Source organism: Mesorhizobium sp. GW821-FHT04C10, assembly GCF_059420305.1.
On sequence record NZ_JBWKTL010000001.1, the window covers coordinates 1830828 to 1844963 of the forward strand.

Below are 14136 nucleotides of genomic sequence, written 5' to 3' on the forward strand. Positions count from 1 at the left end.
GCTAGCCCAATGATTTGTCACCCTGATGGGCGAATTCCTATCATTATTGGCTGACTTGGAATTATTTTGAACGGTTTTGACTGAATCTGGGAAACGGATATCGTCACCCTTTTGTCATTTCGTGGTTACCAAGCGAGCAATTTTCTTCCCTGCTTCATCTCGCGTCCCGGCCCACAACATTCCGATGACGTCCATCTCTCTCACCACGTGGCGAGAGCGGTCGGAACAGTGGCGTACCGACCAATCTCAGAGCAGGCGTCCCAGGAGCGCGATCAGCTCGCTCTGCTTATGGGTGTCGGTCTTCTGAAAGATTGCCTTCAGCCTATGCCTGGCCGTTTCGGAGGCGATCCCCAGCATATCGGCGGCTTCCTTTGGTGAATGGCCAAGCAAGAGCACTTCGCACAGCCTCTGTTCGGCGGGTGTGAGACCGAAGGCAGGGGCCAAATCCGCTATCGTGCTGGCTTCGGCCGGCGTCGACAGGTTGCGCACGATGAGCAGAAAGAGCGGACCGCCCGAAAAGAGGGAACGAAACCCGGATACGCCGGGAAGGCGCACAATGCCGATCTGATGTGCGCTGCCGGCAAAGAAAACCCGTGTCGTCGCGTCCGGCTCCAGGCCTGCCGCCAGAAGCCTGAGCGTATCCGCCAGCCAGCCATTGATGTCGCTTGCCAGGATGGAAAACTTGCCCTCCCGCATCGAGACCACTTTACAGCGCTGGAATTCACTCTCGGCCCGTGCGTTTGCTTCCGTGACCGTCAACTGCTCGTCGACCACGCATGCGATGTCGCCGGGGCGCGAGACGATCGCCGAGGCCGATCTCTCGCGGTCCACGGTTTGTTCGAACAGACGCGCTGCTCCCATGGAGCGGAGCAGGGGCCTGCTGATGCCGCGCAGCAGTTCCGACACCGGCTCGTCATAGTGGCGGGCACGGCTGACGCCGTAGTGTACCCCGACGGCAGCCAGGTTCTCGCAACTCGCCTCCAGAATGATCGCCGCCCCCGCGCGCAATTCGGGATCAAGCCAATCGTAGAACTCCGTATGGCTGAAGCTACCGGACGGGCAGTCACGCTCGCTGACAAGCACCGTGCCGGACGGCACGGAACGCATGGGCCGAATCCATGGATTCAAGCTGCAATAATGCGCCCGATAGCTGGACTCATCATCCGGGTCCATGTTCAGGACGCGGTCATAGTCGACCCTGTTCCGGCGCAGGTTGAAACGCTGGAATACGATGCAGGTACCCGGCAGCGCAGCGCCAAGCTGCTCGACAAAATCGTCCCACGCGCTCGGGTCGAGAACGGCGCGGTCGACCGTTTCGGCGATCCGGGCGGACGTCTCGGTTATGAATTTCCCGTCAAATACGATATTCTGCAATTTGCTCCCCCAAGCCATCCTAACTTCATCATACGGACGGCGAAAATCAAGGGCGGCGGTCAGGTCTGGTCGGGACGAACCGCAGCTTGCGAACCCCTATGATTGTCGTGCAGCGCGGCAAGGTCTGCCGCCGCGCCAGTCCAAATCCGGAAGAGAGCACGATTTGCAAGCCGTCACCCCCATTTGGGTGTTGATGGCCCCTATCCGTGTTGCGAGAGGGGTAAGCGGTATTGGCTCTTCCCAATTGGGCCGGGGGGTGTTCTCCGGCCGCAGATGGACTTGGCAATCCTGAACCGGGCACAGTGGGGCAGTAGTGAAGTCAGCGATTTTCATTTCTTCGCGCGCCAGGGCGTCCGGCCTGCGCTGCACAACGTCCTTGCTGAGCATGGCGGTGGCCATTGCCGCCACGGGTGCGGCCTCCGCGCAGCAGCTGCCGTCCGGCGGCACGGTGACCTCCGGTTCGGCGACAATTTCGCAATCAGGCCCGAACCTGCTCGTCACGCAGACATCGCGGAACGCCATCCTGTCGTGGCAGAGCTTCTCCATCGGCGGCTCTGCAAGCGCGCATTTCGAGAATGGCACGGGGGCCACGCTCAACCGGGTGACGGGCAATTTGCCCTCGTCCATCGACGGCTCGCTCACCTCGACCGGCTCGCTCTACCTGATCAACCCGGCGGGCGTCGTGGTCGGCACCAGTGGCATGGTGCGCACCGGCGGCTCGTTCATCGCCTCGACGCACGACACGACGGATGCCGACTTCCTCGATGGCGGCGGCCTCACCCTCAAGGGAAGCAGCAAGGCCGACGTCGTCAATCGCGGCGCGATCGTCTCGCAATCCGGCGATGTCGTGCTGACCGCGCGTCGCGTCGAGAATTCTGGGGGCATCGACGCACCGAACGGTTCGGTCGGGCTGTTGGGCGGCTACGAGGTCGAACTGCGCGATACCTCGCTTGCGGACGGCAAGTTCGCCGTCAAGGTCGGCGGCAGCGACACCGAAGTCGTCAACAGCGGATCGATCCGCGCCGCCGAGGCCGAGTTGCGCGCCAATGGCGGCAACGTCCAGGCTCTCGCCGGCAACACCGGGAAGATCATCAAGGCGACCGGCGTGAAAAAGGTCGGCGGCCGCGTCTTCCTGACCGCCGGCGACGGCGGCTCGGTGACGGTGACGCAGCGCGTCGTTGCGCGCCGCGCCGTCCAGCCGGCGCAGAAGGCCGTGGTCGCGGCACTTCCCGCCTTCGGGCCGCTGCCTGCCGCGCGGCCGGATTTTTCCGGCGGCGAGGTGCATGTGGCCGGCGGCACGGTCAGCCTGGGCGGAGCGATCGACACGGTGGGGGCGGGGAGCGCGGGCGGAACGATCACGGCGACGGCGGCCGGCGGCAAGCTTTCGCTGTCCTCGACCGCGGCGCTCGACGCCTCGGGCGACCGCGGCGGCCTGATCTTGCTTGGCGGCGACTATCAGGGTGGATCGGATTCCGGCACCCGCCATCTCGGCACGACGCTGGCCAGGGCCGCGTCGGTGACGGTCGAAGCCGGGGCGGCGATTGCCGCGAACGGCACGATGGGCAATGGCGGCAACGTCGTCGTCTGGTCGGACGGGAAGACGAGCTTCGCCGGCACGATCAGCGCCACGGGCGGCGCCGGTGGTCACGGCGGCAACGCCGAGGTGTCCGGCAAGGCCGTGCTCGCCTATACCGGCTTCGCCGACCTCTCCGCCGCGAACGGCTCCTTCGGCACGCTGCTGCTCGACCCCTACAACGTCACCATCTCCAGCGGCACGGACACGCTGGGCGGCGGTCCGGGCTTCACCGCCGGCGCCAACGGCAGCGTCATCAATGTGGCGACGTTGCAGGCCGCGCTGGCCGGCGCCAACGTGGTCGTCTCCACAGGCTCCGGCGGCGGCCAGGCCGGCGACATCACCGTGGCGGCGCCGGTCAGCTGGTCGAGCGGGTCGACGCTGACGCTCGACGCCTATCATTCCATCGCCATCAACGCGCCGATCACCATCGCCGGCGCGGGCGGGCTCAGCCTCGTCACCAATCACGGCGGCAGCGGCGGCACGCTGTCCTTCGCGGGCGGCGTGCAATACACCGGCACGCCGGGCAGCGGCCAGTCGCTCGCCATCAACGGCCAGTCCTACACGCTGCTCTACTCCATGAGCGATTTGCAGGGCATCAACAATGGGCTGAACGGCACGTATGCGCTGGCGAGGTCACTCGATGCGACCGGCCTGATCGGCTGGGTGCCGCTCGGCACGGATGGTGCTGGGACGATACTGAACGGCAATAACGGCTTCGCCGGCACGTTTGACGGCCTCGGCAACACCATCAGCAACCTGAATATTGATATCGGCACTAACATCCGTGCCGGGCTGTTCGGTTATTCGAGCGGTGCCATCAGCGACATCGGTTTGATCGGGGGCTCTGTCAAAGGAGGCCAATTCGTCGGCGGATTGGTGGGTTACCAATACGACGGCAGTATCATGCAAGCCTATGCGACCGGCGAAGTCGCAGGAAGCTTGGATTGTATCGGCGGATTGGTTGGGTACCAGTACGCCGGCACTATCACGCAAGCTTATGCGACCGGCGAAGTCACGGGCCCCTTCGGTAATCTCGGCGGATTGGTCGGGTACCAGTACCATGGCAGCATCACGCAAGCCTATGCGACCGGCCAAATTACAGGGAGCGGCGCTGCTGTTGGCGGTCTAGTCGGCAGCCAGAGTTATGGCGGCACCATCACGCAAGCCTACGCGACCGGCCAAGTTACAGGGCTATCTGGCGTCGGCGGATTGGTCGGGTGGCAGGCCGGTGGCGACATCACGCAGGCCTACGCGATAGGCCAAGTGACAGGAACCGGTGAGTACGTCGGCGGATTGGTCGGGAGGCAAGGCGGTGGCAGCATCACGCAAGCCTATGCGACCGGTCAGGTCAAAGGACACCAATTAGTCGGCGGGCTGGTCGGCTCACAAGTCGGTGGCAGTATCGCGCAGGCCTATGCGACCGGTCAGGTCATAGGAGACCAATACGTAGGCGGATTGGTCGGGGCGTCCAATGGCACCGTCACCTCCAGCTACTTCGACACCTACTCGACCGGGCGGTTCACAGCCACCAGCACAGGCACCCCCGCCGGCATCACCGCCGTCACCAGCGACCCGACGCTGGCCGGTGTGCCGAACTACGCCTACTGGCAGTCCGCCTATTCTGGCCTGAGCTTCACCACCACGGCTGGCGGCAGCGGCTGGTACATGATCAACGGCCAGACCCGGCCGCTCGGCGCCTGGGAATATTCCACGAATGTCGTCAACGGCCACCAGCTCCAGCTCGTCAACATGGACCTGAACGCCAGCTACCGGCTGGCGCGCAGCATCGATCTCGGCCCCGACCTCGCCTCCGCGACGGTCAATGGCAGCAACATCACTTATGCCGGCATGTGGCGTCTGGGCAGTTTCGTGCCGATCGGTACGGACGGTGCCGGAACTGTATTGAACAACTACAATGGCTTCACCGGCAGCTTCGACGGCCTCGGTAACACCATCAGCAACCTGAAGGTCGATATCGGCGACGCCTTCTATGCTGGGCTGTTCGGCTGGTCGAGCGGCGTCATCAGCGACATTGGGTTGATCGGTGCGGCTGTAAAGGGAAGCGATTACATCGGCGGATTGGTCGGGTTTCAGAACGGCGGCATCGCCCGAGCCTATGCCACCGGTCAAGTCACAGGCGAGTATTTCGTCGGCGGATTGGTCGGGGTGCAGATGGGCGGCAGCATCAAGCAGTCATACGCGTCGGCTCAGGTCACAGGTAGCCATGGCGTCGGCGGATTGGTTGGGGTCTTCCAGAGCAATGGCAGCATCACGCAGGCCTATGCGACGGGTCAGGTCAACGGCACCGGGAATGTAGGAGGATTGGTTGGGACGCAGAGCGGCAGCATCAAGCAGTCCTACGCGACCGGTCAGGTCACAGGCTCCACTAACGTCGGCGGATTGGTCGGGACAGGCGGAAACATCACGCAAGCCTATGCAACCGGTCAAGTCACCGGCTCCAGTAACGTCGGAGGGTTGGTTGGGACGCAGAGCGGCAGCGTCACGCAGGCCTATGCGACAGGCCAAGTCACCGGCGTGGGCGGAGGATTGGTCGGATTTCAGTCTGGTGGCAACATCTCTTCCAGCTATTTCGACTCCGATACGACGGGCCAGATGGCCGGCGTCGGCTCTGGTTCGCAGGCAGGCGTCACCGCGCTGAGCAGCGTTTCGGGAAGCGCCTTCGTCAAGGCCAATTACGCCGGTTTCGACTGGACGGCCTGGGCGCCGGCCAGCGCAGCTGGAGGCAGTTCGCCGGCCTATTATCCCGAACTGTTTGGTGTATCTGGCGTCGTTGGCGCCGACTTCGGCAATGCAACGATCACCTATGGCGACACGGCTTCGTCTCTGAGCGCGCCCTCCGCGATCTATGGCATCGGCTATTTCAACCAGTGGACGACCGCGCCCGGCGCCGGCACGGTCGCCTCGACCAATGCCGGCACCTATGCCGTGTCTTCATCCGGCGCGGCCGCCACCTTCACGCCCGGCGGGCAGAGCCGCATCGTCAATCTAGGCACGCTGACGATCACGCCGGCCGCGCTGACGGTGACGGCGGCCGACGCCTCCAAGGTCTATGACGGTCAGGCCTGGTCCGGCGGCAACGGCGTCACCTATGCCGGCTTCGCCAACGGCGAGGACGACTCGGTGCTCGGCGGTGCGCTTGTCTGGGGCGGGATCGCCCAGGGCCAGAAGGACGCCGGCACCTACACGCTGAGCGCGTCTGGCCAAAGCAGCGGCAATTACACCATTGCTTACGTCGATGGCGCGCTGACCATCGGCAAGGCCGCGCTCACGGTGACGGCGACCGACGCCTCCAAGGTCTATGACGGTCAGGCCTGGTCCGGCGGCAACGGCGTCACCTATGCCGGCTTCGCCAACGGCGAGGACGACTCGGTGCTCGGCGGTGCGCTTGTCTGGGGCGGGACCGCCCAGGGCCAGAAGGACGCCGGCACCTACACGCTGAGCGCGTCTGGCCAAAGCAGCGGCAATTACACCATTGCTTACGTCGATGGCGCGCTGACCATCGGCAAGGCCGCGCTCACGGTGACGGCGACCGACGCCTCCAAGGTCTATGACGGTCAGGCCTGGTCCGGCGGCAACGGCGTCACCTATGCCGGCTTCGCCAACGGCGAGGACGACTCGGTGCTCGGCGGTGCGCTTGTCTGGGGCGGGACCGCCCAGGGCCAGAACGACGCCGGCACCTACACGCTGAGCTCGTCTGGCCAAAGCAGCGGCAATTACACTATCGCCTATGTCGACGGCGCGCTGACCATCGGCAAGGCCGCGCTGACGGTGACGGCGAACAACGCTTCCAAGGTCTATGACGGCCATGCCTGGTCCGGTGGCAACGGCGTCACCTATGCCGGCTTCGTCAACGGCGAGGACGACTCGGTGCTCGGCGGTGCGCTTGTCTGGGGCGGGACCGCCCAGGGCCAGAAGGACGCCGGCAGCTACACGCTGAGCGTGTCTGGCCAAAGCAGCGGCAACTACACCATCGCTTACGTCGATGGCGCGCTGACCATCGGCAAGGCCGCGCTGACGGTGACGGCGAACAACGCTTCCAAGGTCTATGACGGCCATGCCTGGTCCGGTGGCAACGGCGTCACCTATGCCGGCTTCGTCAACGGCGAGGACGACTCGGTGCTCGGCGGTGCGCTTGTCTGGGGCGGGACCGCCCAGGGCCAGAAGGACGCCGGCAGCTACACGCTGAGCGTGTCTGGCCAAAGCAGCGGCAACTACACCATCGCTTACGTCGACGGTGCGCTGGCCATCGGCAAGGCCGCGCTGACGGTGACGGCGACCGACGCCTCCAAGGTCTATGACGGTCAGGCCTGGTCCGGCGGCAACGGCGTCACCTATGCCGGCTTCGCCAACGGCGAGGACGACTCGGTGCTCGGCGGCGCGCTCGCCTGGGGTGGGACTGCCCAGGGCGAGAAGGACGCCGGCACCTACACGCTCGCCGCCTCGGGGCTGACCAGCGGCAATTACACCATCGCTTACGTCGATGGCGCGCTTGCCATCACGCCGCGTGCGATCACCGTGACCGCGGATGACAAGAGCCGCTTGCAAGGCCAGCCCGATCCGGCGCTGACGTGGACGGTGACCGGCGGCAGCCTGGCGTCCTTCGATGCCGTCGCCAGTGTGTTCAGCGGGAACCTCGCACGCGATCCCGGCGAAGCGGCCGGCACCTATGCCGTCAACCAGGATTCTCTCGGCGCCAACTCGAACTACGCCCTGACCTTCGTCGCGGGCACCTTCACCATCGAGCCCGCCCAGGCCGCGGCGCAATACACCAACGCGCAAGCGCTCGAACGGCAGGGCGACCGGAGCGCGCCGCCGTTCCTGTCGCCGCTGCTGCTGTCGTCCCTGCTCTTGTCCGAGGCTGCCGACGGCAGTGCGGCCGGAACGTGCGCTACAGGCGTGCTCGGTCCGGAATGCGTTGCCTTCACCCATCCCGCCAATCGTGACCTTGGCCCCTACATGCGCGCGACGGAATAGGACCGCGAAATGGTGAAGACCAATATCAAGGGCGCATTGGTACGCGCCCTGGCGGCAAGGCTCTCGGCGTTCCTTTTCCTGCCCGCTCTGTCCCTGCCGGCCTTCGGGCAATCGGCGCTGGAGCGCAACCTTCCCGAGCAGACGGTGCCGAGGCCGGCAACCGTTTCGGTGGGAGAGCAGGATTATGGCAAGGGCGACGATACTCCCCTGGGCGTCACTGTCGCTGGGGTGCGGCTGATCGGCCAGGACGAGGCGGTGCAGGCCGCCGCCCCCCGTGGTGTCACGGTTGGCACCGTGCCCGGCATCGCGCCGCAGGCCGCAACGGCGGCCCTCTCGCCGTTTGTCGGCAAGCCCCTGACGAAAGCCTTGATCGTGAACATGCAGCGCGAACTGGCGGGCGTGTGGCGCAAGGCGGGTTTCCCCTTCGTCTCGGTGACCGTGCCACCACAGGAGATCACATCCGGCGTGCTCACCTTGCGCGTCGTAGAGTTCCACGCCGGAAAGATCGCCGTCGAGGGAATGGCGGTCGAGCGCAATCTTGCCGGGCACGTCAGGCTGGTGCCGGGCGATCGCATCGACGCAGGCGCGCTGGAAGAAGATCTCGGATGGCTCAACCGCAACCCGTATCGTCACGTCGAAGGCGCGTTCGCGCCGGGGGACGCCCTCGGCGCCAGCGACTTCACCCTGAAGGTGAGCCAGGACAAGCCGTGGTCCGTCTTCGCCGAATACGCCAATACCGGCAGCGAGGCGACCGGTCGCGACCGCTGGTCGGTGGGCGGCGGAGCCTGGATCCCCGAACTGAACGACATGACCGTCTCCTATCGCTTCACCCGCTCGGGAGAGTTCTGGCACGATGGCGGTTTCGGCTCGCTCGACATTGCGCGACCGGGCTATCTCAGCCATGCCGCGCGCATCGACCTTCCGACCTGGCCGCGCCAGGTGCTGTCGATCGCGCCGAACTTCGTCGAGACCAACGAAGTGATCGCGGGCACACCGTTCTCCTTCGACAACAGAACCTTCGAACTGCCGATCCTCTATCGGGGCGCGCTCTCCAACCTTTTGCCCGGCCGCCACTGGGGCGATGTCTATTTCGGCGTTGAACCCAAATGGGTAAAGCGCACCACCGCCTTTGGCGGCAATGAGGTTGCCAGCGGCACAGCCGGCCTGTTCAACATCGTGCTGGGCTGGGCTGGCGAATTCAGCGATGCCCATGGCAGCACCACGATGGACGTCCGCATCAAGGCCAATCCCGGCGGCATTGTGGACAACAACACCAGCGCCGACTGGGCAGCCTTCACCGGTGGCCGTGTCACCGACGCGACCTATGTTGTCGGTGGCCTCGACATCACGCGCACGACAAGGCTGCCGCATGACTTCTTCTGGGTCAGCCAGCTTTCGGGATTGATTTCGAACCAAGCCCTGCCTGATACCGAGCGGATTAGCCTCGGCGGTTATTATGCCGTTCGCGGCTACAACATGGACGACGGGGGAGCCGATACAGGCTTTGTGTGGCGCAACGAACTGCGTCTGCCAAGCTTTTCGTTGCTGGAAAAGGCTGGAATGGGATTGGCCGACGGTGCTTCTCCTTTTGCTCTCGTCGATTTCGGTCATGGCTACGACTTTGCCGCCCATGGCCATCCGACGCTCGCCAGCACGGGTTTCGGCCTGGACTACGCGATTGGCCGCAGTTTCCTGGCCAACTTCACCGGTGCCGTCGCGCTGAATGATGCCGGGCAAACCCGATCTGGCGATTGGACCTTCAACGCCAACCTACGCATCGCCTATTGATTTTCAGCTAGAGCGCTTCACCGTTTCACGGAAACGATGAAGCGCTCTGTTTCAACGCAATTCCCCAGGGAAAGCGCTACGCGCTTTTCCCGGAAAACCGATCACGCTTTCCTGGAATTGCTCTAGTGGCAATCTCCGTCGATGGATTTTGAAGGTCGGGCGTCTAGCCTATTGCTGCAACGCCTTCAAACGACTTCCTCACCGATCGAATAGCAACCAACCTTTGGGTCTGATCGCCTAGCTGGCTGAATTTCCTTTATTTTTCGTGGTGATCCCGACAGGAATCGAACCTGTGACCTACAGATTAGGAATCTGCCGCTCTATCCTACTGAGCTACGGGACCACGCGGCCAGACACATAGCCGCTTCGGATCGTTTCGCCAAGGGGCCGGCCGCATGCAATTCGGCCGGCTCCTTGCGCGGCGGGCCTCAAGCGGCCAGAGCGGTTTCCGCCAGTTTCACCCAGTAGCTCATGCCGTGGGGGATGGCTTCGTCGTTGAAATCGTAGGCTGGGTTGTGGAGACCGGCGGTGTCGCCATTGCCGATGAAGATGAAGGCGCCGGGGCGGGCTTCCAGCATGTAGGAGAAATCCTCGCCGCCCATCACCGGCTGGATGCCGCGGTGGACATGGCTGTCGCCCGCGACGTCGGCCGCTACGTCGCTGGCAAACACCGTCTCTTCGGCATGGTTGAAGGTGACTGGATAATTTGCCTGGTAGTCCACTTCGATCCTGGCGCCGAACGCGGTCGCCAGTCCGTCGCAGATCGCGCGGATGCGCTCTTCGGATTTCTTGGCGATCTCCTTGCGCAAGGTGCGCACGGTGCCGGCGATCTCGGCCGATTCGGGAATGATGTTGTAGGCGTCGCCGGCATGGAACTTGGTCACCGACACCACCACGGCCTCGACCGGATCGGTGCTGCGCGAGGCGATCGTCTGCAGCGCGCCGACCAGCTGGCTGGCGATGACGATCGGGTCGATCGTGCCGTGCGGCATAGCGGCGTGGCCGCCGCGGCCTTTCACGGTGATGGTGAATTCGGCCGTCGCCGCCATGATCGGGCCCGGCCGGATGGCGAACTGGCCGACAGGCAGGCCCGGCATGTTGTGCATGCCGAACACTTTTGCGATGCCGAAGCGCTCCATCATGCCGTCCTTGACCATCTCGTTGCCGCCGCCGCCGCCTTCCTCCGCCGGCTGGAAGATCACCGCCACGGAGCCGGCGAAATTGCGGGTCTCGGCGAGATATTTGGCGGCGCCCAGCAGCATCGCCGTGTGGCCGTCATGGCCGCAGGCGTGCATCTTGCCGGGAACGGTGGACGCATAGGCCTTGCCGGTGATCTCATTGAGCGGCAGCGCGTCCATGTCGGCGCGCAGGCCGATGGTGGCGCCTTCACCCTGGCGGCCGCGGATGATGCCGACGACGCCGGTCTTGCCGAGGCCGGTGACCACATCGTCACAACCGAACTCCTTCAGCTTTTCAGTGACGAAGGCGGCCGTCTTGAAGACGTCGAAATTGAGCTCCGGCGTCTGGTGCAGATGCCGACGCCAGCCGGCAACTTCGTCCTGCATTTCAGCGGCGCGGTTCAGGATTGGCATGATGGTTCCATTTCGTGGTTGGAGCAGCCGGCTTCAGCCTGGTGTTTCGCAACTGGGCCCAGTGTTCTGCAATTGTGCCCGTTTTGCAATTGTGCCGGGTGTTTTGCAATTGTGATTGTCAGGTGCTTTGCCATGTTGGCGTCACATAGGGTAAATAGCACCGCAACGATGCGGTCCGTTTTTGAGGGGCGGACCCATTATGCTGGCGGTCACGTAACGAAATCTTACGGAGCCAGGGGCGATCAGGGCAAGAGGCGATTTCGGATTCGATCATGCGGCACAGGCATTTCCTCAAACTATTCTCGGTCGGCGCAATCGTGCTGTCGGTCCTGGCGGGGCCGGCGCTGGCCAATCCGGTGGTTGTCTTCGACCTGAAGAACGGCCAGATCCTGCAGCATCAGGATGCGTTCAAGCGCTGGTATCCGGCCTCGCTCAGCAAGCTGATGACCGCCTATGTGACCTTCCGGGCGATCGCGGCCGGCGAAGTCCAGCTTGATTCGCCGATCAAGGTGACCAAGCACTCCGCCGGCGAGCCGCCGAGCAAGATGGGTTTCAAGCCGGGCTCGGTGATGCGGCTCGACAACGCGCTGAAGATGATGCTGGTCAAATCGGCCAACGACATCGCCATGGCGGTCGGCGAGAATGTCGGCGGCTCGCAGGCCGCCTTCGCCGAGAGGATGAATGCCGAGGCGACCCGGCTCGGCATGAACGGCACCCATTTCGTCAATCCGAACGGCCTCTACTCGCCCGACCAGTACACCACGGCGCGCGACCTTTCGGTGCTGGTGATGGCGATCCGCCGCGAGTTTCCGCAATATGCGCCGTGGTTCTCCATCGAAGGGCTTGCGGTCGGCAAGAAGGCGATCCCGAACTACAACCTCCTGATCGGCCGCTATCCCGGCGCCGATGGCATGAAGACGGGCTTTGTCTGCCCTTCCGGCTTCAACATGATCGGTTCGGCGACGCGCAATGGCCGTACGCTGGTCGCGGTTGTGCTTGGCGAGAAATCGGCGGTCAGCCGTGCCGAGGCCGCGGCAAGACTGCTCGACCAGGGATTTGACACGCAAGCCGCCGGTTCGGCCACTGTCGCCACCCTGGCGCCCTACGGTGACACGGTCTCGCCCAACGACATGCATGACGAGGTCTGCAAGAAGAAGACGCCGGAGGAGCAATCCGAGGCGCCACCGGCCGCCGCCGCCAAGGACGTGCCGAAATCGCCCTACCAGGAAAAGCTCGACCATGTACCGACGCTGGTCGCCGTCGGCCTCGGCGGCGCCACGGGTCCGGCGCCGAAGGCGATGCTCGACCAGGGCGGCCAGGAATATGCCGACGTGCCGATCCCGAGCTGGCGGCCGGATCGGCCGGCGCCGACCGGCGCCGGTCCGGCCGTTGCCGGTTCCGCCGCGCAAGGCGATCAGCCGGCCAAGGTCGCGAACTAACCTGATGAGCGGATTCCCGATTCCTGTCTCGGTGCTGACCGGCTTCCTTGGAGCGGGCAAGACGACGCTGCTCAACCGGCTCCTGAAGGACCCGGCGCTGGCCGACACGGCGGTCATCATCAACGAGTATGGCGAGGTGGCGATCGACCATCTGCTGGTCGAGCAGGCTTCCGACGGCATCATCCAGCTTTCGGACGGCTGCCTGTGCTGCACCGTGCGTGGCGAACTGGTCGACACGCTGGCCGACCTCGTCGACCGGCTGCAGACCGACCGCATCGCCCGGCTTGCCCGCGTCATCGTCGAGACCACGGGGCTTGCCGACCCGGCGCCGGTGCTGCAGTCGATCATGGCGCATCCGGCGCTCGTCCAGGCTTTTCGGCTCGACGGCGTCATCACGCTGGTCGATGCGGTCAACGGCAATGCCACGCTCGATGCCCATGTCGAGGCGGTCAAGCAGGTCGCCGTCGCCGACCGCATCGTGCTCAGCAAGGTCGATCTGGCGACCGATGCCGGCGATCTCGACACGCTGCGGACGCGCCTGCGGCAGATCAATCCGGGTGCCGAGCTGCTTGATGCTGGCAATTCAGCAACAGGTGTGGCGGCGCTGTTTGATTGCGGCCTCTACAATCCCGCCACCAAATCCGCCGACGTGCGGCGCTGGCTCGGCGAGGAAGCGGCGCATGAGCATGCCCACGACCATCACGACCACAATCACGATCACAGTCATGATCATGGCCATCGCCACGATCAGCGCGTGCGCTCCTATTCGCTCGTCCATGACGGTCCGGTGCCGTTTTCGGCGATAGAAATGTTCCTCGACCTGTTGCGTTCGACGCATGGCGAAAAGCTGCTGCGCATGAAGGGCGTGATCGAACTCAGGGAAGATCCGTCACGCCCGCTGGTCATCCACGGCGTGCAGAAGATCCTGCATCCGCCCGCGCGGCTGCCGGCCTGGCCCGACGGCCAGCGCGGCACACGGCTGGTGCTGATCACGCTCGATATGCCGGAAGACTATGTGCGCCGGCTGTTCGCCGCCTTCACCAACCGGCCGTCGATCGACACGCCCGACCGGGCGGCGCTGGAAAACAATCCGCTGGCGATCGCCGGAAGATAGCGTTCCACGCCGAAATTCAGACGGTCTCGCCGCGCTCGACCAGGAATCGATGGCCGCCTGACATCGCCGCTGTTTCAATCAGCTGGTGGCCGGCGTCCGAGCAAAAGGCGGGAATATCGATGACGGCGAGCGGGTCGGTGGTCTCGAGCCAGAGCCGGCTGCCCGGCTGCATTCCGGCCAGGCGCTTCTTTGCCTTCAGTACCGGCAAAGGGCAGTTCAGCCCTTTCAGGTCGTAGATAGCGGTATCCCCGGCCAAGC

At 64.5% G+C, this 14136-nt stretch carries 7 protein-coding genes and 1 tRNA gene; 4 read left to right on the plus strand and 4 right to left on the minus strand.

What is annotated here, in order from left to right:
• Positions 1-246: 246 nt before the first annotated feature.
• Complete coding sequence (locus tag AC07UC_RS08885) at positions 247-1374, minus strand: helix-turn-helix transcriptional regulator (RefSeq protein ID WP_494905214.1); 1128 nt, start codon at positions 1372-1374, stop codon at positions 247-249.
• Positions 1375-1687: 313 nt separating this feature from the next.
• On the opposite strand from AC07UC_RS08885, the gene AC07UC_RS08890 reads away from it, so the two are divergent.
• Both AC07UC_RS08890 and AC07UC_RS08895 read left to right on the plus strand, forming a co-directional pair.
• Positions 1688-7945, plus strand: a complete 6258-nt coding sequence (locus AC07UC_RS08890) for an MBG domain-containing protein (RefSeq protein WP_494905215.1) — start codon at positions 1688-1690, stop codon at positions 7943-7945.
• Positions 7946-7954: 9 nt separating this feature from the next.
• Positions 7955-9733, plus strand: a complete 1779-nt coding sequence (locus tag AC07UC_RS08895; RefSeq protein ID WP_494905217.1) for a ShlB/FhaC/HecB family hemolysin secretion/activation protein — start codon at positions 7955-7957, stop codon at positions 9731-9733.
• A gap of 266 nt (positions 9734-9999) precedes the next feature.
• On the opposite strand, the gene AC07UC_RS08900 is transcribed toward AC07UC_RS08895, so the two are convergent.
• Positions 10000-10076, minus strand: a tRNA-Arg gene (locus tag AC07UC_RS08900).
• A gap of 85 nt (positions 10077-10161) precedes the next feature.
• Complete coding sequence (locus AC07UC_RS08905) at positions 10162-11325, minus strand: M20 aminoacylase family protein (RefSeq protein ID WP_140772426.1); 1164 nt, start codon at positions 11323-11325, stop codon at positions 10162-10164.
• A 272-nt stretch (positions 11326-11597) separates the two neighbouring features.
• On the opposite strand from AC07UC_RS08905, the gene AC07UC_RS08910 reads away from it, so the two are divergent.
• Together AC07UC_RS08910 and AC07UC_RS08915 are read left to right on the plus strand one after the other, a co-directional pair.
• Complete coding sequence (locus AC07UC_RS08910; protein ID WP_140772424.1) at positions 11598-12764, plus strand: D-alanyl-D-alanine carboxypeptidase family protein; 1167 nt, start codon at positions 11598-11600, stop codon at positions 12762-12764.
• 4 nt (positions 12765-12768) lie between these two features.
• Positions 12769-13878, plus strand: a complete 1110-nt coding sequence (locus AC07UC_RS08915; protein WP_494905220.1) for a CobW family GTP-binding protein — start codon at positions 12769-12771, stop codon at positions 13876-13878.
• 16 nt (positions 13879-13894) lie between these two features.
• Here the strand turns inward: AC07UC_RS08915 and AC07UC_RS08920 are convergent, their stop codons facing one another.
• Positions 13895-14134: a sulfurtransferase TusA family protein gene (locus AC07UC_RS08920; RefSeq protein WP_181179827.1), complete on the minus strand. Its 240-nt coding sequence runs from the start codon at positions 14132-14134 to the stop codon at positions 13895-13897.
• Positions 14135-14136: the final 2 nt, after the last annotated feature.

Excerpts from the sequence above, each read along its gene's own strand:
- AC07UC_RS08895 (WP_494905217.1), top strand. The coding sequence starts at position 7,955 with ATGGTGAAGACCAATATCAAGGGCGCATTGGTACGCGCCCTGGCGGCA.
- AC07UC_RS08905 (WP_140772426.1), bottom strand. The coding sequence starts at position 11,325 with ATGCCAATCCTGAACCGCGCCGCTGAAATGCAGGACGAAGTTGCCGGC.
- AC07UC_RS08910 (WP_140772424.1), top strand. The coding sequence starts at position 11,598 with ATGCGGCACAGGCATTTCCTCAAACTATTCTCGGTCGGCGCAATCGTG.
- AC07UC_RS08915 (WP_494905220.1), top strand. The coding sequence starts at position 12,769 with ATGAGCGGATTCCCGATTCCTGTCTCGGTGCTGACCGGCTTCCTTGGA.